The following is a 23284-nucleotide window of genomic DNA, read 5'->3' as shown; positions in this document are numbered from 1 at the left end:
TAGGCAAGTTTTTCAGTAATAAAAACAAGCTTTAGCAACTATTTTGACGTTTCTGCGTGCATTGGATTATTTATTACAATGCACGGAAATTGTTATAGTAAAGACCAAAACACAAGCAACACTCCCTCATGCCTACCATTCCATCTCCTCTACAAGAAATAGAACATCCGCTATTTAGAAAGCACAACATTAATGTCTTAGTAAAACGAGATGATCTGATTCATCCCATTATTTCAGGCAATAAATGGCGAAAACTCAAAGCAAACATAATCGAGGCTAAAAAGGTTGGAAATAAAGGCGTCATGAGTTTTGGTGGCGCGTACTCAAATCATATTCATGCACTTGCCTACGCTTGTAAACAAGAAGGTTTGTCATCAAAAGCGATTATCAGAGGTGAACCTCACTATCAAAACAACTATACCTTGCGATGGGCTGCTCATTGGGGGATGGAATTGATTTTCGTCGACAGAAATACCTACAGAAGGCGGCAAGACAGCGACTACATCGATGAATTGCTAAAGCAACACCCTGGTTATCATATTGTACCTGAGGGAGGAAGTAACACGCTTGCATTAGTAGGTGTTGGCGATGTGATGACAGAACTTAACGCACAAGCCGACTTTGATGCCATGTATCTGCCTGTAGGGAGTGGCGGCACATTGGCAGGTATCATTAAAGCTGACAACGAACATCATCACATTCACGGCATAGCCGTGCTCAAACAGGCAGAATACTTAACCACAGAAATAATGAACTTGCTGGACAACAAGCTCTTCAACAATTGGCAATTGCACACACAGTATCATGGTGGAGGGTATGCAAAGTTCGACCAACTTTCTTTGCAAACGCTTACCGAATTTGTAAGAGATACCCGCATCCCTTTTGAACCGGTTTATTCTGGAAAAATGCTACTCGCGTTTTTAGACAGAGTGAAGCAAGGCTTTATAGAGGCTGGCAGTACCACTGTTTTGTTGCATACTGGTGGGCTTCAAGGTGTTGGAGGCTTACTGGAACGAAATCGGCTAAGTGACGCTTACATCACGGCGATACAATCGCATTTGCCATCTGCGCCACAGGTTCCGTAAAGAAGTGGCCTTGCCCCCCTGTCACTCCCAAATGTACCAGTGTTTTCCATTCCTCTTTACTTTCAACACCCAGCGCATAAATCTTGACATTGTGTTGGGCACATCGCGCTTTTAGGCTTTGAATAAACACTTGGTTTTCAATTTTGTCATGAACTTGATAAACAATACTGCGATGCAATTTTATATAACTCACGGGACACTCAGTAATGTAGTCGGTACTCACGATATACTGGCCAACCTTGTCGGCTAATACCTTAACGCCAAGTTCATCAAATAACTGCAAAACCGGTTTCAAGTGAGTTAACTGGGTTGCCAAATGGTATTCACTGATTTCTACAATCAATCGTTTTGCAATATCAGGCACTAATGCAAGGCGCGCAAACATGGCTTCAATAAAGCTTTCATCCAGTAAGGAGTCTATAGATAAATTAAGGCTGCATGCATCACTGGTTTTGTGTTCATATTTTAGCAACCGACATACTTGCTCAAGTACGAGCAAATCAATTTTGGCACTTAAGCCACACTTTTGCGCCATTGGCAAAAAGACACGGGCACTGATTAGTTTACCTTGGCCATCGCGCACTTTGGAAAGTACTTCATGATGCAGAATATAGTCACTTTGACTGGCGATAACTGGTTGAAAGAATATAACAAAGCTATTTTTCTGAATGGCATTTTCAAGGAAGGTGCGCCACTTAAGCGATCCCTTGGCAGTCTCTTGTGCCACCTCACCACTATCGTACATAAACCAACCACTTGGCCCCTGTAGCTGTGCATTACGAAGTGCCATATCAGCTTCCGCTAAAATTTTGTATGCTTGGCTTTCTCCCGCAAAGCACACTACCCCTGCATGTAAACATTCTTCTTGATTAAGCCCTACCGGCACTTGAACGGAGACCAAACTACTGAGTAGTTTGCGCGCTAGCTTTTCTGTCTCATCGACGTAGAGACCAGGCAAAAGAAGTGCTATTTCAGCCTCATTAGGGCGCGCAATGAAAAAATTACTATACCCTTGTAATCGTTTGTTGATGAGCTTAATTGCCGTATCAATCAACTCTACCGCAAACTGACCACCGTGAATGTGCTGTACTACATCGTAGTCTTTAAAACAGATAAGAAAAACAGCACCGCGAGCATCCTCTTCTTTTAGCAGTGCATCAAGGCGATTAGTGAAGAACTCTCGATTGCCCACCCCTGTTTCAGGGTCAAGTAATACGCGTTCGCGGATTTTTAACTCCTCTTCACCCTGATTAAGCTTTGTCTCTTGCAGCGACTGCATGAGTGAAGCGATGGATTCACTGATCGGCTCTTTAGCACTAATAGGCTGGTATTTTCCGTGAATTTTCGACAGCGACGCCCAGTTTTCAAGTACACGAATTGGCTGAAATGAGCTGTCTAGCGCCCTCATCAAACTAAAGCGAATAAACAAAATACACAACGCATAAATAAAGTTAAAGGCGATAAACACCCAAGAGGTCAGAAGCTGAGAGACGGGGTGTACAAAAATAAGGGAATACGTTTCGCCGGATACTTCTCTTAATATAACAAAACGGCTACTTTTTTCTTGGTAAAGTATGGCACCAGTGTGGCGATCACTGACACTGACGATATTAGGTGGATACCATTGAGAGTGTTGCTGATTGATTTGCGTTGCCGCATGATTTTGATTCAACCAAAAATTTCCAACCATTAAACACACACACGCGAGATACAGCGACAATGCGCCTATATCGAATCGCTTTATAACTGCTTTGAGCGTTTTCTTGAAAATTTGTGGCACATCACTTACCTGTGTCCGCCTTAGTTAATTATCTATTTATAGCTAGGAAATCAGTATTATTGCAATCACCAAAACACTTTTTCCATACATAAAAAAACACCATGAACCAAAGGCCCATGGTGTTTTTCACGCAGAAGTTATTAATTACGCTTCAGCGATAACAACAACTTTGATGTTTACATCAACATCAGTGTGTAAGTGTAAAGCGATGTCGAATTCGCCAGTTTCACGGATTGAACCGTGAGGCAAACGAACTTCAGCTTTAACTACTTCAACACCTGCTTCAGTGATTGCATCAGCAATGTCTTTAGTGCCGATTGAACCGAAAAGCTTACCTTCGTCACCAGCTTTTGAAGCGATAGTCACTTCAGCAAGCTCAGTTACTTTAGCAGCGCGAGCTTCAGCAGCAGCTAATGCTTCTGCTAATTGCTTTTCTAAGTCAGCACGACGAGCTTCAAAGTGCTCAACGTTAGCTTTTGATGCGAATACAGCTTTACCTTGTGGTAATAAGTAGTTACGTGCGTAACCAGACTTAACCGTTACCTTGTCACCAAGGCCGCCTAACTTGGCGATTTTATCTAGAAGGATAACTTCCATCTTAATGCCCCTTTAGGTTACTTGTGTAAATCTGTGTATGGTAATAATGCTAAGTAACGAGCACGCTTGATAGCTGTAGCTAATTGGCGTTGGTATTTAGCGCTTGTACCAGTGATACGGCTAGGTACGATTTTACCACTTTCAGTGATGTAGTTTTTAAGTGTTGCGATATCTTTGTAATCGATTTGCGCAGCACCTTCCGCTGAGAAGCGGCAGAACTTACGACGTCTAAAAAAACGTGACATTGGATTTCTCCTAATTAATCATTTCAATCTGTTGAGCATGCAAGACAAGTATCGGATTACCGTTTCTTGATTCGTGTCGGTTAATAAAACCGCTCACGCTTATTTGCACACCCTCAGTTAATTCACTTGCTAAGTTTCGTGACCAATCACCCGTTGCCACCACTTGCATTCTTACGAATGCTTGCCGATTTAATCCATCTTCAGTCTGTATCGAGCGATGCTCAATGGAAAACTGACAATGATGTAAACCCGCAGGTGTTGTTGATAGTTTGGGTGTTTTCACCACATGCCCTATCAACGTTAGGCAATTTTCTATCACAGATTACTTATTATTCAGCAGCAGCTTCTTCAGTTTTAGGAGCTGGAGCTTCAGTAACCTCTTTCTTAGCTTCGCGACGGTCATCTTTAGCAGCAGCCATAGGTGATGCTTCAGTTACCGCAGCTTTTGTGCGCATGATCATGTTACGTAGAACAACATCGTTGTAACGGAAAGAAGTTTCTAGTTCATCAATAACTGACTGAGGCGCTTCAACGTTCATAAGAACGTAGTGTGCTTTGTGCAGTTTGTTGATTGGGTAAGCTAGTTGACGACGACCCCAGTCTTCAAGACGGTGGATCTGACCGCTAGCTGCAGTGATCAAGTCAGTGTAACGCTGGATCATACCAGGTACTTGTTCACTCTGATCAGGGTGAACCATGAAAACGATTTCGTAATGACGCATTACGAGCTCCTTACGGTTGTAGCCTCGTATCTGGCTCAGCCAACACCAGTATTGAGGCAAGGAACAAAAACTTGCGGCTGATTTAAGGTCGCGTATTGTAGGGAAATTAACCGATAAAGGCAAGACAATTAACGAGGGCTTCGTAAAATCAAAAAATGTTCATTCAATTCAAACTTTTTCCATCGTGAGTTCTACCTAATGATTAGACAACGATGAAAAAGAAAGGAAGAGAATATGGCTTTAACGACAACCAAAAAATTCGTATTTAGCATTATTGCAACCGGCTTATTTGCTGGCGCTGTTTCAGCCCACAACACCGCTTTAACAACAATTGATACAAGCTCCGGCATCACCATCGAAAACACAAAAGATGCTGCTAAAACTCGCTACCATGTCAATGGTAAAACGTTTACAAAAGCAGATTTAACGCCAGCACAACAAAAAAAGCTGAGTGCTTTAGAAAAAAGCTTGAATGATATTGAACAATCTATGCACTACAACCAGCCGGCTTTTACTGACACGCTAGCCAAAATAGAAGTGCTATCAGATGAAATCGAAAGCCATGCTGAAGCTTTTTCCGCACATACTATCCCGATTGATAAAAAAAGTGTCAGTTTCGATGACATTGCCAAATGGAGCAGACAGTTGAAAGTTGCGGTTGCACAGGAGGAGGCTCAGCTAAAAGCAAAATCTGCACAGATTAAAGCGCTTCACGCTACATTACCCGTGATAGACGAAGAGAAAATGAAAGCCTTAAACCAGCAAGCCAAATTACTAGAGAAAACGGTGATTGAGTTTGCTAATACGCTATAAAGTGAAGAAAGCGCGAAGAAAAAAGGAGGCTACTATGCCTCCTTTTTATGCAGCTCAACATAAATATTAACAGCTAGCGCTGCGTTGAGGCTTTTACAACGGTAAAGGTTTACCGTTAACATTTAGCTGACCGTTGGTCATTTCCAAGTTAAAACTTAATTCGCCGTCGTTTCTTTGTATAAAACCTTGATTGACGTAACCATCAATCATTGGCGCTAACCCAAATTGTGCGAAGAAGCTCTCAGGAGCGCTGCCTTTAGCGTTGACTTTTGCAGCCGCTGCGATAGACATCGGGTTTCTTGGATCGAAAAGTTGCTTGTCGATACTAAATTTTGCATCGGTTGCCACCAAACCCGCATCGGTCATCACACTGATGTTCTCGAGTATAATTTCTGGGTTGTAATCTAATAACTTCATAGCTGTTGGCAAGGCTTGCATCATTGCTTGCCCAAAAGCAGGGTCATTCGGGTCGCTAGGTAATGTTCTATTTAGCTCATTAAGCGCCATCACCGTGTCGATATCTAAATTCCGAATAGCAATATCAAAGTTTGCGTCTGTTACTTGTTGTCCCATCGAGCCAATGCTATCGGCATGGTATTTCAGCGTAACACCCAACAAGTTATCATCTTCTGAAGTATGTCCTGATATTTGAACACCGGCGACATCCACTTGTGCACCACTTTCATTATCTAACAACGAAAACTCGTCAAAACGCATCATGAAATCCCCTGTCGCTAGCGCCGTACCTGAATACAAATCACCAGCTATCAAGGTTTGATCAAAAGTCATGTTAACGGGGGCCATTTTAACGTGGCCAGAATCACCCATTAACGACATACCTTGCCACGTAAAGTCACCTTCTAACTCATCGCCATTTAAAACAAAATGTCCGTGTGAAGGTTGAATGTCCAATTGCTTGCCAGCAATTTCAGTCTGGTAGGCTTGTGTTGCGATATTTGAACTGTGATTCCCCAACCAGGATAACGACGAAGACAGCGAGATATGTTCATTTAACACGTTGACCGTCTCTTCATCGGCAATAACTGGAATATCAAACGACGCTATCGATTTGGCTAGCGAAAAATGCGTACCTTCCGAAGAGATGTGGATAGGGCCAAAGGTTATATCTTCGTTGACGATAAACTGAAAAGGTTCTTGTTCAGGGATTTGAGTGTCAATTTCAAACGTTATCTTTGTTGTGGCGCTAAACCACTCACGTTTAAATTCATAGTCTTTGACAGAAATAGCTGGGTTTTGTCCCAATAATGCTATCGTTTCTTGGTGCTGGCTTTGATAAGCCGAACCTACAAAATTAGGTAGGATAAATGCTGATGCTACTGCAATAGCACTCGCAGACAACGCGATTACTTTTTTCATCTTGCTTTCCTTAGTTAACTTCCATCGTATAAAAGACACATACTTTGTCTTCGTTTAGCGACAGTTAACCATACTCGATAAAAATTTAAGCCGCAATTGAAAAGAGCGCTTACCACTTGCGTAAAATACCAACACCTTGCTTATATTTTGTGAAGCAAATAACCATTATGTCTAATTGATAAGAAATAAATGTCTTGGTCATCACATATTGCTAACTCGCTAATTTTTCTGAGTTATAAAGGAGAAACTGTACATCTTGAAACAAAACGAACAATGAAAACCAAGTAAGTTTTATTGCATTTTTGTTACAGTCGCTCTAGCTTTATCTGCGGATTAACAACAAAGCTAAGGACAGTTCCTTTATGCCCTCTCGCTCGCTTTCTTTACGCAAGAAACTTCTCATTTTACTTATGGCAGTTATTGCTGGCCTCTTGTTCTTATTAGTTTCGACTAACTACTTCAACCATAAAACCAAGCAATTAAAGCTTGCCAAAATTAACCTTCAGCAAGTAGGTATCACTGCACTGCAGCTTCGTCGGAATGAAAAAGATTTTATCCTCCGCAAAGACCCTAAATACATAGAGCGTCATCAAGCTAATTACGCATCGCTTGCATCTCAATTGACGCAACTAAAAGAGTTAAACACGAGAATTGGCGGCAAAATGCCGGTCAGCTCACTGATGGCTGATTTTGAAGAATATCAGTCCCAATTTAATGCACTTGCAAATGCAATGACTATACGTGGGCTAGATAAGAACTCTGGTAAATATGGGGCGCTAAGAGCGGCAACTCACCAATTGGAAGCTATTTTTGAAGCCAATAAAGACTTAACGAACCAAGTTAACCTCCTCACCCTAAGACGCCATGAAAAAGACTATATGCTGAGAGGCGAAGAAAAATACCTTTCTTTAGTCGACCAGGCCATAGAGACATTACGTCAAAGTAGCGCCCATATCATAGAAGCAGATAACCTGATTAACAATTACCAACAGGCCATGTCAGCCTATCAAGACATAGATATTCAAATAGGGTTAACGCCAAATACGGGTATTCAAGCCCAAATGCGCAATGCCATTCATAATGCAGAACAAAGCCTTGCAACTACATCGAATGAAGCAGTCGCGTTTATTGAACGTCAAGAATCCATTGCCTTCTGGGCCTCAAGTGCAATATTTCTCTTAATTTCAGGTGCTTTAGCAACTTTCATTTTCAAACTTATTGACATCATTATCAGCCCAATTCGAAGTGCGGTAGAAAACATAGATGCTATTGTTAAACAGCGCGACTTCTCAAAACAAGTACTCAAAGAAACTGATGATGAATTTGGTCAAGTCATTGACTCAATTAATAACTTCATTGAGTTCACACACAAAATAAACATTGCGGTTGAAGATTTAAGGGGAGTTAGCGCAGCGGTTGAAAGCAGTGCCCAGCAAACCCGAGCAAGTATTGAAAAACAATCATTAAAGTGTGAGCAAGTATCTGCTGCTACTATACAACTCGAAAGCTCGGCCGTTGAAATAGTACAGCACTCAAATAGTACTGAGGAAACAGCCAGAAATATTACAGAGCAAGCTACACAAAGCCAAAAACAGGTCACAGACCTTAATGAGTTCTTACATACCAATGCGCAAGACCTCGCCGTTTCATCAGAAAATATGGAATTACTCGCGACTAAATGTCAGGCAATAAATGGTTTTATTGACGAAATAAGCAGTATCGCTGAACAAACCAACTTGCTGGCTTTAAATGCAGCTATAGAAGCAGCTCGCGCGGGAGAGCAAGGTAGAGGATTCTCCGTTGTTGCAGACGAAGTCAGGAATTTAGCAAGTCGCACACAAACGTCTACTGAACATATCACGGACATTATTGCGGAACTTCAAACCTATTCATCGCTAGCCGTTGAAAAAGTGAATATTTGTAAAGCTGGTAGCAATGAAAATCTCGTACAAATTGGTGCTGCAACACAAGCCCTAGATGGCATTATTTCTGAAGCACAACTCATCCATAATATGACAGCCCAAATCTCTCAGTCAGTCAAAGAACAAGGCGCAGCAATTAAAGAAATTGCACAAAGTGTTGTCACCATCAAAGATGGTAATGACGTTCTTCTTGCGGAGTCAGAGAAGAGTTTAGAAAGTAGTGCGCTAGCAAACCAAAAAACGGTAGGTCTCCTGTCATATAAGATGACTGGAGCATAAAAACTTACACGCAATAAAAATGAGGTGTTAAACACCTCTTTTTATTTTTGCTAAGCGTCTAAAGAACGGATTATCGCAGCACTTACTTCGCTAGACGTTGCCTTACAATTTCAAATAAGCAGATCCCTGTTGCTACCGACACATTTAAACTGGAAACACTGCCCGCCATCGGCAATTTCACTAACTGATCACAATGTTCACGGGTAAGTCGGCGCATACCTTTACCTTCTGCCCCCATAACCAGTGCCATTGGCCCATCTAACTTCACATCATAAAGGGACGTATCAGTTTCGCCTGCCGTACCAATGATCCAAACTCCCATCTGTTGGAGTTGTTTCATGGTTCGTGCAAGGTTAGTTACCTGCACAAGTGGTACCGTTTCGGCAGCGCCTACAGCAACCTTTCGCACTGTTGCAGTAATACGCGCAGCTTTGTCTTTAGGTACGATAATTGCCTGAACTCCTGCGGCATCAGCATTACGTAAACATGCCCCCAAATTGTGTGGGTCAGTGACACCATCTAAAATAAGTAAAAACGGGTCTTGTCCTTTAGCTTCGGCTTGCGACAGAATATCTTCGATATCATTTTCGGTGTAAGTTTTGCCTGGTTTGACACGTGCCACGATACCTTGGTGTTGCTCACCATCACTTTTGTCGTCCAGCACTTTACGATTCACAAACTGTGTTGGAATTTTATATTTTCTAGCTAAATTAATAATTGGCATCAGTCGCTCGTCATCTCGACCTTTCAGTAGCCACATGTCAACGAAACGCTCTGGTGAACGTTTTATAAGTTCATTAACAGCGTGAATACCAATTACAATTTCTTCTTTCGCCATAGCTTTGTGTTTAACCTTTACCTATTAACTTTTAGTGCGTTTGCGCGCATTCTTTCCTGGTCTAGACTTTCTTGCTTTGCGCTTTTTAACTTTCGACTTTTCGTTTTTAGACGCCTTCTGTGAGCCTTTTTTGTTTGCCGACTTGCCTGGCGAGTAACTTACACCGCCGCGCCCTTTTCCCTTACCTTTTGCTTTTGATTTGCCTTTATCTACGCGCTCTTTACCACGTAATGGCTTAGCACGCTCAATAACAGCATCGTCGCCAGCAAGAACAAGATCGATTTTCTTCTCATCTAAATTTACGGAGGCGACTTGTACTTTTAACACGTCACCTATGTGATAACTGGCACCTGTTTTCTCTCCTTTAAGACACATGCGTACATCATCAAAATGATAGAAGTCTCGCCCTAATGAGGTGATGTGCACTAGCCCTTCAATATATAAGTCAGACAAACGCACAAACAGACCGAAATTAGTTACTGTCGAAATAACACCGGTAAATTCGTCACCCACATGGTCTTGCATGTACTCACATTTGAGCCAGTCGGCAACATCCCTCGTTGCGTCATCTGCGCGGCGCTCAGTCATTGAGCAGTGTTCGCCCAGCGCAACAACTTGCTCTTCACTGTAACTAAAGCAACCATCATTGACGGGGTTATTCTCTTGCCCTTCCAATACCGCTTTAATCACCCGATGGATAACCAAATCAGGATACCTTCTTATTGGCGAGGTAAAGTGAGAATATTGCTGCAATGCCAAACCAAAGTGGCCGATGTTATCGCTTTGATATACCGCTTGCCTCATAGAGCGCAGCAACATAGTTTGAATTAATTCTTGATCAGGCCTTTCAGCGACTTTACCCAGTACATCACTGTAGTCTCTTGGTTCAACATCCTCAGAAATGGGCATTGATATACCCAATTCAGCTAAATAGCTGACAAAGTTTTTGTATTTCTCTTCGCTCGGTTTGTCATGAACACGGAAAAGCCCTGGCATAGTATGCTTTTCAACGAACTTTGCTGTCGCTACGTTAGCCAAAATCATACATTCTTCAATCATTTTGTGAGCATCATTGCGCACTAATGGAAGAATACTTTCTATTTTTTTGTCTTCGTTGAAGATGAAGCGAGACTCTTCAGTCTCGAAGGCGATAGCGCCACGTTGCAAGCGCGCATCGTTAAGCGCGGTATACAGTTTATGTAATTCTTCAAGTTCAGAAACACGTGCAGCGTATTGCTCGCGTAATGTCTCATCTCCATCCAAAATCGCGGCGACTTTTGTGTATGTGAAGCGCGCATGTGAACGCATTACTGCTGGGTAAAACTTGCTTCCCGATAGCTTCCCGTTTTCACTGATGGTCATTTCACAGACCATACACAAACGATCAACGTCGGGGTTTAATGAGCATAAGCCGTTTGACAGTTTTTCTGGCAGCATGGGAATGACTTGGCTCGGAAAGTATACAGAGTTACCGCGAGCAAACGCTTCATCATCGAGCGCACTACCTGGCCTAACGTAATAACTTACGTCAGCTATAGCGACCCATAGTCGCCAGCCACCCGACTTTTTGCGCTCACAATACACCGCATCATCAAAGTCTCGAGCGTCTTCACCATCAATGGTAACAAGCGGCAATTCTCTTAAATCTACACGCCCTTGTTTGGCACTTTCCTCTACTTCTTCCTCGAGCTTTGCCGTTTCCTCATCGACCGCTTCTGGCCATTGATGTGGAAGATCATGCTCACGAAGTGCGATTTGAATTTCCATGCCAGGCGCCATATGGTCACCTAATACTTCAATAACCTTGCCGACTGCATTCGAACGTTTCGACGGTCGCTGAACAATATCAACAACCACCATTTGGCCATGACGAGCACCCAACTTACCGTCAGGCACTATCATAATGTCTTGGTTAATACGGGCATCATCAGGCACAACAAAAGCAATGTGATTTTCAACGAAGAATCGACCAACGATCCCTGCTTTACGTGCTTCAATAACATCCAGTATTTTGATTTCTTTACGCCCCTGACGATCGGTTCTATCAAGTAAAATGGCCTCAACCACGTCACCATGAAAAACACGTTGCATTTCATGCGAAGAAATAAAGAAATCTTTACCACCAGCATCCGGTGCAAAAAAGCCGTATCCGTCACGATGGCCGATTACTTTACCCGTTAACTTAGTATTCGGGTCTGCTATGACGTATTGCTTGAATTTATTGAAAGAGATCTGCCCATCATTCTCCATTGCACGCAAACGTCTTTTGACACCAATTTTGCGATCTTCATCTTTGCCGTATTGAAGCTTTTTAATAATTGCACTGAAGGTCAGTGGAACATGCGATTGTTGGATTAAAGAAAGAAGGTGCTCGCGACTGGCAACAGGTTTTTCGTATTTGTCTGCTTCGCGTTGCTGATGGGGATCGTTTTGGCTCACACAAAATGCTCTGGATTTTTTTTGTATTATAAACCCAAATTTTCTTTTCTGGTGAGCCTTTTATCTAATATTTGAGCTGTTTTGCTTTTGCCACAATATGCTCAGGCATTTTATCTGCAAGGTCAGTGAGCGAATCACTAATACGTTTGTGGACTTTCTTGTCATCTGTGACTGCATGATGCAATTGAGAATAAAGCGCAGGAAAATCGAGCGGACTGCCATAACCTTCATTGTAAAGATCTGCCAAACGTAGTTGCGCCTTTAAGTTATTTGAAGATGCTGCCGCCTTTAAATAATAAATTGCCTTATCGATATCAATTTGCATGAACTTACCCACATGATAATAGCGGCCTACTTGCTCAAGTGCTTCTGGCAGTCCTTGATCTGCCGCTAAATGCATATAATGCAATCCAAGTTCGACGTCTTTTTTGATACAGACGCCATAAGCCAACATGTCTCCCCACAAAAACTGATAGGATGGAAGTGATGCTTTAATGGCTCTTGCTTCAATATCCTGCACTAGCTGACATTCATCAATGACTACTTGGCTCAAATGCTTATTTTCTCGGATAAGATCCAGAAGCTCATCGTCATCATAAATTTGAACGGCACGCAGGTTTTGCGCCTGTGCCGACGCACTCAATAAACAAACGAGCAAAGAAAGAAAAAGTAAACGCATATCACCAGACCATCACACAAGGTTAACTACTATTATATCGGCGAATCTGCACAAATGTTTAAAAAGCAAATGTAGCATTCACAGACAGTCGTATAAAAACAGCAAATTCAATACCAAGTTTTCGACAAAAAATAGACAAAATTGTCTTGCTTCACCGATCAATTTTCTGAACAATGAAACGTGCAGTGAATAGTTTGGAACGTTCAAGATGTCGCAATCACAGCTCGAACAATTAATCGAGAATTCGCGTGTTAATGAAGCCATTAGCCGTAAGCTTTTTGCTATTGAAACCAAAATTTTAAGTTGTACATCAAGCAAAGAATTGCTTCAAACCCTGCTAACACTGATTAAAGATCAATTTTCTTTGAACAGTATTCACTTACTACTTGCCCACCCTACGCCGCTAAATTACCTATTGAGTAATGCTTCACAATCGCAGTGGCACCAAGCCAATACGCGTCAAGTTGATGCAACTTTGTTGGCGCAAATACATCCAAACAGTAAGCCCTTGTTAACTGATGATCTGTGCTTTTTTGACGGCATATTGCCGCAACAGCTTTTCAATGGGGCAAGTTCTGCCGCGTTTATCCCGCTTCAGCTAGAAGGCAAGTTGCTGGGAAGCTTGCTGCTGACTGATGGCAATGTAGAAAGATTTTCTCCGCAACTTGGCACCTTCCATTTGGAGCAGTTAGCGGTAAAAGTAAGTTTATGTTTGTCTAATGTCCTGATACGTGAGCAACTCGAGTACATGGCCAATTACGACCGTTTAACTGGCGTTGCGAATCGTCGTTTAATGGAACTCACCATTGCTGAAGAGCTAAGTCGCCAAAAGCGCTATGGTGTGCCTTTCTCTCTCCTGTTTATCGATTGTAATAAGTTCAAGCAAGTTAACGACACCTACGGACATGATTGTGGTGATCAGGTGCTTGCCTACGTAGCTTCACAGCTACAAGAACTGATACGCGAAACCGATCGCTGTTTCCGTTATGCAGGGGATGAATTTGTTGTTACCTTGGCGAGTCAAACCCATGAGGACGCTTTAAAAGCGGCAAAACGTCTGACCAACTTTTTCATTGAAAACCCAATGCCATTTAATGGGCGTACGCTACCGATCACCATAAGCTGCGGTGTTGCAGAAAGCGATGGCAAGCAAACCATGGAAAGTTTGTTAAAAAAGGCAGACGAGCAACTTTACCGACACAAAAATCTTCAACTTAGCTACTAAGTTTTTCATCTGAACATGGGTTTAAAACAAATCATGTTACATCTCTAGTGATCTATTGATTGCAATCAAGCGTCTTACGACTATTCTTTAATACAAGCATTGTTAGTTTTCTTGCTACGTATGCAATCAAGGATGGTCTTTGCAGTTATGATTGTAGAAAAACCAATAAAAGAATTAGCCCCTGGCCACTACGTCGTAGATATTGTTGAACAAGATGGCACATACCAATTAAAAAAGCCTGGCCATATAAAAAACCAAGCCGTTATATCGCACCTTGCTAAGCGAGGCGTGCGCTCGATATTAATTGATACCAGTAAAACCTTAATCAGTATCCACAAAGGCGAAGACGGTAATCATATTTTCAGAAAAGATGATCAAGATGCCGCTTTTCCAGAGCCGCTAACGCTCGATTTCGCGAAAGCTAAAAGCTTATTTTCGCAGTCGAAGAAAATACAACGTCAATATCTGTATGACATCATTAATGGTAAAGACTTAGATATTGAGCCTGTTCAAGAGATTACTGACCAAACTGTTGACGCTATTTTCAAAAATCCTGATGCAATGGCTTGTGTGCTCAATATACGCAACAAAGATGAGTATTTATTAGAGCATTCGGTCTCTGTATCTATTTTAATGGCGATATTTGCACGACACTTAAATTTTGATCGGCAAATTGCCAGAGAATTAAGTATTGGCGCGTTTCTTCATGACGTTGGAAAAATCAGGATACCGGATGAAATACTCAATAAACCGACAAAGCTGACGCCTGAAGAGTTCAAAATCATGCAAACTCATGTCAATCACTCGATAGACATTATTCAGAACACGCCTGGTATATCTGAACTCAGCCAAGAAGTTGCGGCGCTTCATCATGAGAAATTAAACGGCAAAGGCTATCCATACCAATTAGCTAATGACGATATATCGCAGTACGGCCGTATGATCACTATTTGCGATATTTTTGATGCACTCACTGCTGATAGAGTATACAAAAGCGGTTATTGCCATGTTAAGGCATTTAATATTCTCAGAAAGCTTGGGGAAGCAGGCGAGCTAGACACAAGTTTAGTCAATCGCTTCATCAAGTGCATGGGGGTTTACCCCGTAGGCTCACTGGTAGAGCTTAATTCTCATAAGCTTGCTATTGTGGAAGCGCGAAATCCACGAGATCCCATCAACCCCAAAGTTCGATCGTTTTACAATATTGATTACCGACACTACACCATGGCCGAAGATATTGATTTATCAGAAGACGAAGATTTTATTGTCAAGAGTGTGCGCGCCAATGAATTCAATTTAGAGATGAATAAAATCGTCGAATTTCTCATGCTGCAGGGGTAAGCTGATTCTAGCTCCGGACATAAAAAAAGCGCCGAAAAGGCGCTTTTTTTTATGTCCGGTGTTCAACCTTGCTATGCTGCATCGCTGATGGTGTTTACCGGTGTTTCAGTCACACGTCTCATTTTCCCTTGCTTCTTCTCTTTTCGGCGATCTCTTAGCGCCAGAAGTGTCGGTGTCAACACAAGCGTCAGCACTGTCGCAAATGCCAAACCACCAGCGACCGCTGTTGCTAACTGTGCCCACCATTGTGTTGACGGTGCACCAAACACCGCTGTGCGATTAAAGAAGTCTAAGTTGACCTGCAATACCATCGGCATTAAGCCTAAAATAGTGGTAATCGTTGTTAGCATTACCGGGCGTAGGCGCTGTGCACCCGTTCTCAAAATAGCGTCAGTAATAGGGAAACCTTCTCGACGCAGCACGTTGTAGGTATCAATCAACACAATGTTGTTGTTCACAACGATACCAGCAAGTGAAATTACACCAATACCGCCCATAACAATACCGAATGGCTTCTGCACTATCATTAAAGCAAGGAAAACACCGACAGTTGAAAACACGACTGCGCTCAAAATCAGAAATGCTTGGTAAAAGCTATTGAACTGTGTCACCAAGATAATAGCCATCACAAATAGCGCCACACCAAAGGCATTGACTAAGAAGGTTTGCGATTCTTGCTGGTCTTCATTTTGGCCCTTGATAGCTAAATCAACCAAAGGATCTATACCTAATGAAGGAAGCTGTTCTTGTAACTTAGGTAATTCTTGCACTAGCTGAGCACCAGGCACTAAGTTGGCCTGAATAGTGACCACTCGCTTACCATCAACACGTCTAATCGTATCAACCTTCGGTGATGCTGTACGCTCGACAAAACTGCCAACAGGGACTAAGCCTGCTTGTGTTTTCACACGAATTTCATCTAAGCGGCCAATGCTACGTTTCTCTTCAGGAAAGCGCACTCGGATATCCAGTTCATCATCAACATCATCAGGACGATATTCCCCTAGCTTTAAGCCATTCGTGACCATTTGCACTGTCGAGCCAACCAGTGCCGCATCTGCTCCATAAGTTGCCGCCAGCGAGCGGTCGATTTTAAGTTGCCACTCAATACCCGGCTTAGAACCCGAGTCTTCGATATTTGTGAAATTGCCGTTGGCAACAAGCGCATCACGGATAATTTTCACGTTTTCATCCAACTTGTCCGGGAAACGAGAGCTCATTTCAATAATAAGGTCTTTACCACTTTGTGGACCCGGGCTGTTTTTACGCGCTTCAATCTCAACACCAGCAAGTGACGCGGTGCGTGATTCAATATCTTTGATCACTTGATCTGCTGGCCGTCTTTCCTGCCAATCTTCAAAGTTTACTTGGAACTGGCCAACAATGTCATTGCCACCCGTGCGGGTATAAAGTGTTTTAATGTCTGAGATTGGCAGCACACGTCGCTCAATTTCGCGCATAATTGCGTCTTTCTCATGAATAGACAAATCACCATGCGATCGCACAACAATAGTTGAGCTCGTCGGCTCCACATCAGGGAAGAAAATAGAGCCTAAACCAGATTGGCCGTAGCCCCACATTACAAGAAAGGCTATACCTATCGTACTGATAAGCACTTTTACTGGATTTCTGATGGCTGATGAAAGCGCACGTACATAAGTACCAGTAAAACCTTTTAGTTTCGTTAAGTCACCTTCTTCGGCTTCTAACATTTGCGCTTTTTCTTCTGCGCTAACAACACGAGATTTTCCGAATACAGCACCGATTGTGGGCACAAAAATAAGCGCCATGGCTAATGATGCCGTTAATACTGCAATCAGGGTGAATGGCAAATATTTCATGAACTCACCCATCATCCCAGGCCAGAACATAAGAGGAGCGAATGCAGCTAAAGTGGTTGCTGTAGAAGCAATGATTGGCCAAGCCATTCGACGCGCAGCTAAACCATACGCTTTTTTGCGCTCGACACCTTCACTCATCTGGCGATCAGCAAACTCAGTGACAACGATTGCGCCATCAACCAACATGCCTACAGCCATAATTAAGCCAAACAACACAACAATGTTTACGGTTAGGCCAGCCATCGCGATGACCAATATACCGGTTAAAAAGGCGCCTGGAATTGCAATGCCGACCAGCATTGCACTGCGTGTTCCTAACGCTGCAATTACAACAATGACCACCAACAACACTGCAGAAAAAACGTTATTTTGTAGGTCGTTTAACGTATCTTTTACTTCGATAGACTGGTCGCCAACATAATCCACTGAAACTTGATTCGGCCACTTTTCTTGGCTTTTACTGACTAAAGCTTTTACTTTTTCAATCGTTTCTATAATGTTTTCGCCTGCGCGCTTTTTCACTTCAAGCGAAACTGAGCGATTTCCATTTAGACGTGCAAATGATGTTGGATCTTTGTACGAGCGCCTGACGGTAGAGACATCTTGGAAGGTAATCACCTTATCGCCATCGACTTTTATCGGCAGCTCCAGTAAGTCTTGAATCGTTTCAAATACCGACGGCACTTTAACGGCAAAACGACCTTTACCTGTATCCATTGTACCTGCAGGTACTAGACGGTTATTCCGCTCAACAAGATTAAATATATCGTTTTGATCAAGTCCGTAGCTTTCCATCAGCAGGGGATCTACGATGATTTCCACCATGTCTTCACGGTCACCACCTATTTCTACTTCCAGAACTTCTTGAAGACCTTCTAGGCGGTCGCGTAAATCACGCGCTAATGTGACAAGGCCACGCTCAGTGACTGGACCGGAAATTATTACGGTTACAGCCGGTTGCTCATCAGACATTGTCACTTCATGTACTTCAGGCTCTTCAGTTTCTGATGGTAGTTTCGCTTTCGCTAAGGTGACTTTATCGCGCACATCAGCTAACGCTTCTTTGGGATCAAAACCTGCAACAAACTCAAGTGTGACCGAAGCATGCCCTTCGCCAGCATTCGACTTCATTTCCTTCACGCCTGCAATGGATTTAAGCTCATTCTCCATTGGGCGGACAAGCATCCGTTCTGCATCTTCAGGTGAAATACCGTCATGAACCATAGAGACGTAGATGACTGGAATAGTTACGTCAGGATTAGACTCTTTGGCAATATTGGCATACGTAATGGCGCCTGAAATCAATAACAGGAGGAAAACCATTAGCACCGAACGGGTGCGTGTTAATGCGGCATCTATCATTGATAACATGAATTAGCCCTTGTTTCCTTGGTTGGTGTCGAATACCGCTTCCACTTGATCACCCGCGCGAACGAAGCCCTGTCCAAGTGTAATTAAGTCAACTTTGTCACCCAAGCCCGACAGCCACACACCATCGCTTTCACTTTTGACGATGTTAATACCGGTAAATTTCACATGATTATCAACAACCGTTTTAACGCCAACATTTCCGTCTTCATCAAGCGCTAATAACGCAGGCGATACTTTAATGGCTGCAACCTCTTCCATCGCAATTTCAACTTCACCGCTCAACCCCGCAAGCATGCCATAGGCAGCGTTTTCAATAGCGACCTCTATTTTAAAAGTATTGGTCGCATCGTCAGCAACGCTTGCAATGTAACGGATAGTACCTTCGGCACGTTGGTCATTTAGCAGCTTAATTTTCGCATTTTGCCCAACGTTCAGATTAGATATTTGGTTTTCTGTGACATGCGCACGAACAACAAGCGGGTCTAAATCAGCAATCATCGCTATTTGATCGCCATCTTTCACATAGTCGCCTTGCTCGACATAACGAGTGTTCATCACGCCATCGAATGGCGCCTTGATAATGGTATTGGCAATATCAATTTCTAAGCGTTTAATTTCCGCTTTAACTGCCACTAAATCAGCTTCTGCTCGTGACAATTGAACAGCCCCCTGATAACCATCCTTATTCAAACGCAATGCGCCTTCGTATTCGAGCTCCCGTTGAGCGAGCAATGCTTTGCTGCGTAATAACCTAGACTCTAAATCTTTAATGTCGATACGAGCGATAATATCGCCTTTACTTACACGCGCTCCACGTTTTGCCAGCACCTCAACAATTTTACCCGGGACCTCAGCTTTGAGCGTGGTCACACGATCAGGTTCCGTACGGCCATATAACTCAACGGTGTTATGAACAGGCTGAGCAAGCATAGACTCTACGCGCACCTTAGGCACAGGAATTTCATAATTAACGTCTTCCGCCGATTTCGTTTGTTGCGGCGCTTTTTCACCACCTGATAGCATCCACGCAACTAATACAATCGCTATTGTTACAGCAATGATGTAAGGACGCTGTGCCAACCAGTTCTTATTGAACATTAATGTACTCATTATATTAATTTTTAAAAGTATACTACCTAGTTTACATGAACGACTGTTGTGGTTCAAAAAACAGGATGCTACAAAATGTTAACGTAAGGCCAAGAAATAACGTTTATTTAGTGCAAATATCTCATGAATACACGCATTTCATACAAACAAAGACCACGGTGCTAGAACGCTCCCGCAAGATTGCCACAAAAAAGCCCGCTAATTAGCGGGCTTTAAAAAATTCGTTATGATGATATGTCAGTTAAATAGAAAATGACGATCCACAACCACATGTTGTTGTTGCGTTCGGGTTGGTCACAATAAAGCGACTGCCTTCTAAACCTTCAAGATAGTCAACTTCACCACCAACGAGATACTGCAAACTCATCGGGTCGATAACCATCGACACCCCTTGCTTTTCAATCGTCATATCACCTTCATTCACTTTTTCGTCAAAGGTAAAACCGTATTGAAAACCAGAGCAGCCGCCACCTGTTACGTAAACGCGAAGCATAAGGCTTGGGTTTTCTTCCTCAGTCACTAAAGCAAGCACTTTAGATGCTGCGGCGTCTGTAAATTGAATCGGTAATTCAGGATTTGACATGATGCTCAACTACTCCAGAAAAAATTAGGTGCGAATTATCGTAAACCTGAGTGATTTGATCAAGTATTTGTCTAGCGCTTAGCGCGATTAATCATTACAAATTAGGCTAAGAAGAGGCTGACGGCAAAATATCACGCCACGCATACTCTTGATTAATCTCGTTAAACTTCTGCTTGCGATTTTTAACTTGGACAGCTTCCAACACTAAACGTTCAGGAACAAAATCTTCCGGTAACGTAAATTCGCCCTCTAAACGTTGAAAGTATTTTAGTTTGAACGCCAATTCTTTTTTAGTCAGTTCGCTGATGTCTGACAACTTTACGGTCATCGGTTTATTGTTTTTACTGCCAATAATAGAAAACGAAATATGTCCTTGAGTAAAACGACGCTTAGTCTCTTGCTGTATTAAGGTGACAAAAAAGCGATAATGGTTGGCACTCTCTGTCGCTTGTATAGCGACTTCCTCAACCACTAGACCATTGGCTTGTTTCTCTGGCGCCATTACTTTTTCGTAGAAGGCGAGTGCTTTTTCTACTTCATAGTGCTCAACTTCCATCTCTTTGATGGTCTTTTGTGCTTTCTGGTTGGCGAGCCGCTCAACCTCAATTTCAACCTCTAAAGTATGAATACGCTTAAGCTGTTCATTTTGCATCGCATAAAGGTTATCTAAACGAACTTTTTGCTGTTCAATCGTTTGCCTTTGCATCACCTCAAAATAGTTACCTAAACGGTAACCAACAAATAGACAAAGGCCTATGGTTGAAAACAACAGTAGTGCAGACTTAAAAGCACCTAGTCGTTTTACTACTACAACCAGATTTATTTTTGCTAACCAATTCATTTATAAAGTATTATTAAAAAATAACGACAACTAAAAAATATTTACCACGTTGATAAATAAAACGTTTTTCTCAGACATGGTCGCTAACTTTGATTTAGCTACCCGCATTAAACTCGCCATGCCTCGCACATCTTGGCAGCTTTGTTTACTTGCCATCATTGGCGGCGGCATCTCGTCTGTGCTTATTGTTTTATTTCTTTCTGCCATCAGCGCATTACAAACGCTCATATTGGGCAATGAGCAGCACTATACCAGTTTAAACGAGTTAAGTCGTTTTCTATTACCCATTTTAGGTGCATTGTGTATCCTCTCTATCGCCTGGATTACCGGGTATCAGTACACGCGCACTGGCATCCCTTTTGTATTGCACCGGCTTAAAGTCGCTTATGGCGTCATCCCATTTAGAAATACTATAAATCAATTTTTCGGTGGCGTAGTCGCCCTAGCAAGTGGCTTTTCAGTCGGGAAAGAGGGTCCTGCCGTGCACTTAGGTGCGGCATGTAGCGGACTTATTGCAAGCAAACTACAACTCCCATACAACGCTATCCGTACGCTATCTGCTTGCGGCGTAGCGGCGGGCATTGCTGCTTGTTTTAACACACCTATTGCAGCAGTTATCTTCGTCATGGAAGTTATTTTGCGGGAATACAAAGTCCATATGTTTATTCCGATAATGCTTGCCGCTATTGTTGGTTCCATGGTCACTAGTGCAGTGTTTGGTCCGGCTCATGATTTTGAGTTTACTACTGCTATTGCATTAGATTACACACAGTACGCTTGGGTGGTAGCACTTGGTGTAGCTCTTGGTGCTATCGCATCGTTATTTAACCGCTACTTAGTTGAAATCATTAAATACTTTCAGCATTTACATATCATCAAGCGTTTTGTCATCGCTGGTACTATTACAGGCGTTATCGGCACGTTGATTCCACATGCGATGGGCACTGATTTGGCTGCTATCAACTTCATTATGGGAAATAACTCTCATACAACGCTGCTGCTAGGGCTGTTGATAGCGAAATGTCTACTGACGATTACTGCAATTGGCCTGGGTGTTCCTGGCGGAATCATTGGGCCAATTTTAGGTATTGGTGCCGTCGCAGGTGCTGCCATGGCAGGTATGATTGGTGTGGAAGGTTTCAATATTCAAATGACCAGCGATTTTGCACTTATGGGGATGGCGGGCTTTATGGCAGCGACACTTAATGCACCGTTAGCTGCACTGCTAGCCGTGGTCGAGTTATCCGGGCAGCTAAATATCATTGTGCCAGCAATGCTCGTGATTTCTGCATCATGTTTAAGTTCAGGGCAGTTTTTCAAAAATCGTTCAGTGTTTATCATGCAGCTTAATATGCAAAAGCTGGCTTATCGCAAACCCCCTTTAGAAGATTCATTGCATCGAATTGGCGTTTTAGGCGCAATGCGCACCAATATCGCAGTATTTACTGCGGATAAATCAGAAGAATTTTTTGAAAATTTCGCCGGTAGTGATGATTTTCTCGTGATGGAGAAGGATGGTGATTATTACTGGAATGAAGCAATAGAAAGAGAAAGTGGCCCGAAAAAATACCGCCAACATAAGCTCATCGCGATTTCTAGTCGTGATACCCTAGCAGAGGCCTATTGGTCATTAAAAGAACAACGTTGCGGCGCCGTGTACGTTTTTGATAAATCACCTGATCAAATTCTAGGTATCATTTCGTTTGAACAGATTAGACATTACCTTTTAGAAGGAAAAATTCACTAATGGCTACAATTCTTTGGTTAAAAGCCTTTCATGTTATTTTTATGGTGGCTTGGTTTGCTGGCATTTTTTATCTCCCTCGCCTTTTCGTTAATCATGCTGAAACCGATGAGCCAGCGGTTATAGAACGTTTAAAAGGCATGGAACGACGCCTCCTTTATTTCGTTACGCCATTTGCTTTGTTGACGATTGCGTTTGGATTAGCGCTGATAATGGCATACGGCAAAGAATGGTTTGCAGCCGCTAAATGGCTGCATTACAAGCTAACCTTAGTGATTATTTTGGTTGGCTATCATATCTATTGTTTTAAGTTGTTGCGCGTGTTTCAACAGGATAAAAATACGAGAAGCCCGAAATTTTATCGCATATTTAATGAGGTTCCAGTGCTTATTTTATTTGCGGTGGTTATTTTAGCCTATGTAAAACCAATGTAAGTATTTTTGATTTGCGGT

General features: G+C 42.5%; 20 protein-coding genes. 7 read left to right on the top strand and 13 right to left on the bottom strand.

The window, feature by feature from the left end; translation table 11 throughout:
• The first annotated feature begins 128 nt into the window (after window positions 1-128).
• Window positions 129-1085, top strand: coding sequence for a 1-aminocyclopropane-1-carboxylate deaminase/D-cysteine desulfhydrase (locus tag ACFSJY_RS16050; protein WP_386036545.1), 957 nt, complete (start codon window positions 129-131; stop codon window positions 1083-1085).
• Here ACFSJY_RS16050 and ACFSJY_RS16045 read toward each other — a convergent pair.
• The 5 genes from ACFSJY_RS16045 to rpsF form a co-directional block, all read right to left on the bottom strand.
• Window positions 1039-2865 carry an EAL domain-containing protein gene (locus ACFSJY_RS16045; protein ID WP_386036542.1) on the bottom strand — a complete coding sequence of 609 codons (1827 nt, stop codon included), beginning with the start codon at window positions 2863-2865 and terminating at the stop codon, window positions 1039-1041. The genes ACFSJY_RS16050 and ACFSJY_RS16045 overlap by 47 nt on opposite strands.
• A 144-nt stretch (window positions 2866-3009) precedes the next feature.
• Window positions 3010-3462 carry a 50S ribosomal protein L9 gene (gene rplI / locus ACFSJY_RS16040; protein WP_386036539.1) on the bottom strand — a complete coding sequence of 151 codons (453 nt, stop codon included), beginning with the start codon at window positions 3460-3462 and terminating at the stop codon, window positions 3010-3012.
• A 17-nt stretch (window positions 3463-3479) separates the two neighbouring features.
• Window positions 3480-3707 carry a 30S ribosomal protein S18 gene (gene rpsR / locus ACFSJY_RS16035; protein WP_116001469.1) on the bottom strand — a complete coding sequence of 76 codons (228 nt, stop codon included), beginning with the start codon at window positions 3705-3707 and terminating at the stop codon, window positions 3480-3482.
• 10 nt (window positions 3708-3717) lie between these two features.
• Complete coding sequence (gene priB / locus ACFSJY_RS16030) at window positions 3718-4026, bottom strand: primosomal replication protein N (protein WP_386036535.1); 309 nt, start codon at window positions 4024-4026, stop codon at window positions 3718-3720.
• Between the two features lie 10 nt (window positions 4027-4036).
• The gene (rpsF, locus tag ACFSJY_RS16025; protein ID WP_386036532.1) at window positions 4037-4429 is read right to left on the bottom strand and encodes a 30S ribosomal protein S6; all 393 of its coding nucleotides are present in this window, start codon (window positions 4427-4429) and stop codon (window positions 4037-4039) included.
• 234 nt (window positions 4430-4663) lie between these two features.
• On the opposite strand from rpsF, the gene ACFSJY_RS16020 reads away from it, so the two are divergent.
• The gene (locus ACFSJY_RS16020; RefSeq protein WP_386036529.1) at window positions 4664-5242 is read left to right on the top strand and encodes a hypothetical protein; all 579 of its coding nucleotides are present in this window, start codon (window positions 4664-4666) and stop codon (window positions 5240-5242) included.
• 93 nt (window positions 5243-5335) lie between these two features.
• On the opposite strand, the gene ACFSJY_RS16015 is transcribed toward ACFSJY_RS16020, so the two are convergent.
• Window positions 5336-6619 carry a DUF945 family protein gene (locus ACFSJY_RS16015; protein WP_386036526.1) on the bottom strand — a complete coding sequence of 428 codons (1284 nt, stop codon included), beginning with the start codon at window positions 6617-6619 and terminating at the stop codon, window positions 5336-5338.
• A 362-nt stretch (window positions 6620-6981) separates the two neighbouring features.
• On the opposite strand from ACFSJY_RS16015, the gene ACFSJY_RS16010 reads away from it, so the two are divergent.
• Complete coding sequence (locus ACFSJY_RS16010; protein ID WP_386036523.1) at window positions 6982-8820, top strand: methyl-accepting chemotaxis protein; 1839 nt, start codon at window positions 6982-6984, stop codon at window positions 8818-8820.
• Between the two features lie 82 nt (window positions 8821-8902).
• Here the strand turns inward: ACFSJY_RS16010 and rlmB are convergent, their stop codons facing one another.
• The 3 genes from rlmB to ACFSJY_RS15995 form a co-directional block, all read right to left on the bottom strand.
• On the bottom strand, window positions 8903-9658 hold the full coding sequence (gene rlmB / locus ACFSJY_RS16005) for a 23S rRNA (guanosine(2251)-2'-O)-methyltransferase RlmB (RefSeq protein ID WP_386036520.1): 756 nt from the start codon (window positions 9656-9658) through the stop codon (window positions 8903-8905).
• A gap of 24 nt (window positions 9659-9682) precedes the next feature.
• Window positions 9683-12097: a ribonuclease R gene (rnr, locus tag ACFSJY_RS16000; protein WP_386036517.1), complete on the bottom strand. Its 2415-nt coding sequence runs from the start codon at window positions 12095-12097 to the stop codon at window positions 9683-9685.
• A gap of 64 nt (window positions 12098-12161) precedes the next feature.
• On the bottom strand, window positions 12162-12776 hold the full coding sequence (locus tag ACFSJY_RS15995; protein WP_386036514.1) for a tetratricopeptide repeat protein: 615 nt from the start codon (window positions 12774-12776) through the stop codon (window positions 12162-12164).
• 208 nt (window positions 12777-12984) lie between these two features.
• On the opposite strand from ACFSJY_RS15995, the gene ACFSJY_RS15990 reads away from it, so the two are divergent.
• Together ACFSJY_RS15990 and ACFSJY_RS15985 are read left to right on the top strand one after the other, a co-directional pair.
• Window positions 12985-14001 (top strand): DUF484 family protein, encoded by a 1017-nt coding sequence (locus ACFSJY_RS15990; protein WP_386036511.1) that lies wholly within the window; start codon window positions 12985-12987, stop codon window positions 13999-14001.
• Window positions 14002-14148: 147 nt separating this feature from the next.
• Window positions 14149-15342, top strand: coding sequence for an HD-GYP domain-containing protein (locus ACFSJY_RS15985; protein ID WP_386036508.1), 1194 nt, complete (start codon window positions 14149-14151; stop codon window positions 15340-15342).
• A gap of 71 nt (window positions 15343-15413) precedes the next feature.
• Here the strand turns inward: ACFSJY_RS15985 and ACFSJY_RS15980 are convergent, their stop codons facing one another.
• From ACFSJY_RS15980 to ACFSJY_RS15965, 4 genes are all read right to left on the bottom strand, one after another.
• Window positions 15414-18554 (bottom strand): efflux RND transporter permease subunit, encoded by a 3141-nt coding sequence (locus ACFSJY_RS15980; protein ID WP_386036505.1) that lies wholly within the window; start codon window positions 18552-18554, stop codon window positions 15414-15416.
• Window positions 18555-18557: 3 nt separating this feature from the next.
• Window positions 18558-19652: an efflux RND transporter periplasmic adaptor subunit gene (locus ACFSJY_RS15975; protein WP_386036502.1), complete on the bottom strand. Its 1095-nt coding sequence runs from the start codon at window positions 19650-19652 to the stop codon at window positions 18558-18560.
• Between the two features lie 253 nt (window positions 19653-19905).
• Complete coding sequence (gene erpA, locus ACFSJY_RS15970; protein WP_386036499.1) at window positions 19906-20247, bottom strand: iron-sulfur cluster insertion protein ErpA; 342 nt, start codon at window positions 20245-20247, stop codon at window positions 19906-19908.
• Window positions 20248-20353: 106 nt separating this feature from the next.
• Window positions 20354-21088, bottom strand: a complete 735-nt coding sequence (locus ACFSJY_RS15965) for a DUF6776 family protein (RefSeq protein WP_386036496.1) — start codon at window positions 21086-21088, stop codon at window positions 20354-20356.
• A gap of 49 nt (window positions 21089-21137) precedes the next feature.
• Between ACFSJY_RS15965 and ACFSJY_RS15960 the strand changes: the two genes are divergently transcribed.
• Together ACFSJY_RS15960 and ACFSJY_RS15955 are read left to right on the top strand one after the other, a co-directional pair.
• Entirely contained in the window at window positions 21138-22835 is a 1698-nt protein-coding gene (locus ACFSJY_RS15960) for a chloride channel protein (protein WP_386036493.1), read from the top strand.
• On the top strand, window positions 22835-23266 hold the full coding sequence (locus ACFSJY_RS15955; RefSeq protein WP_386036490.1) for a CopD family protein: 432 nt from the start codon (window positions 22835-22837) through the stop codon (window positions 23264-23266). Before ACFSJY_RS15960 ends, ACFSJY_RS15955 begins: the two co-directional genes overlap by 1 nt.
• Window positions 23267-23284: the final 18 nt, after the last annotated feature.

The sequence above is a fragment of the Thalassotalea euphylliae genome (assembly GCF_042682785.1).
GTDB lineage: Bacteria > Pseudomonadota > Gammaproteobacteria > Enterobacterales > Alteromonadaceae > Thalassotalea_F > Thalassotalea_F euphylliae.
This window is presented reverse-complemented; position numbering and strand designations above follow the sequence as displayed.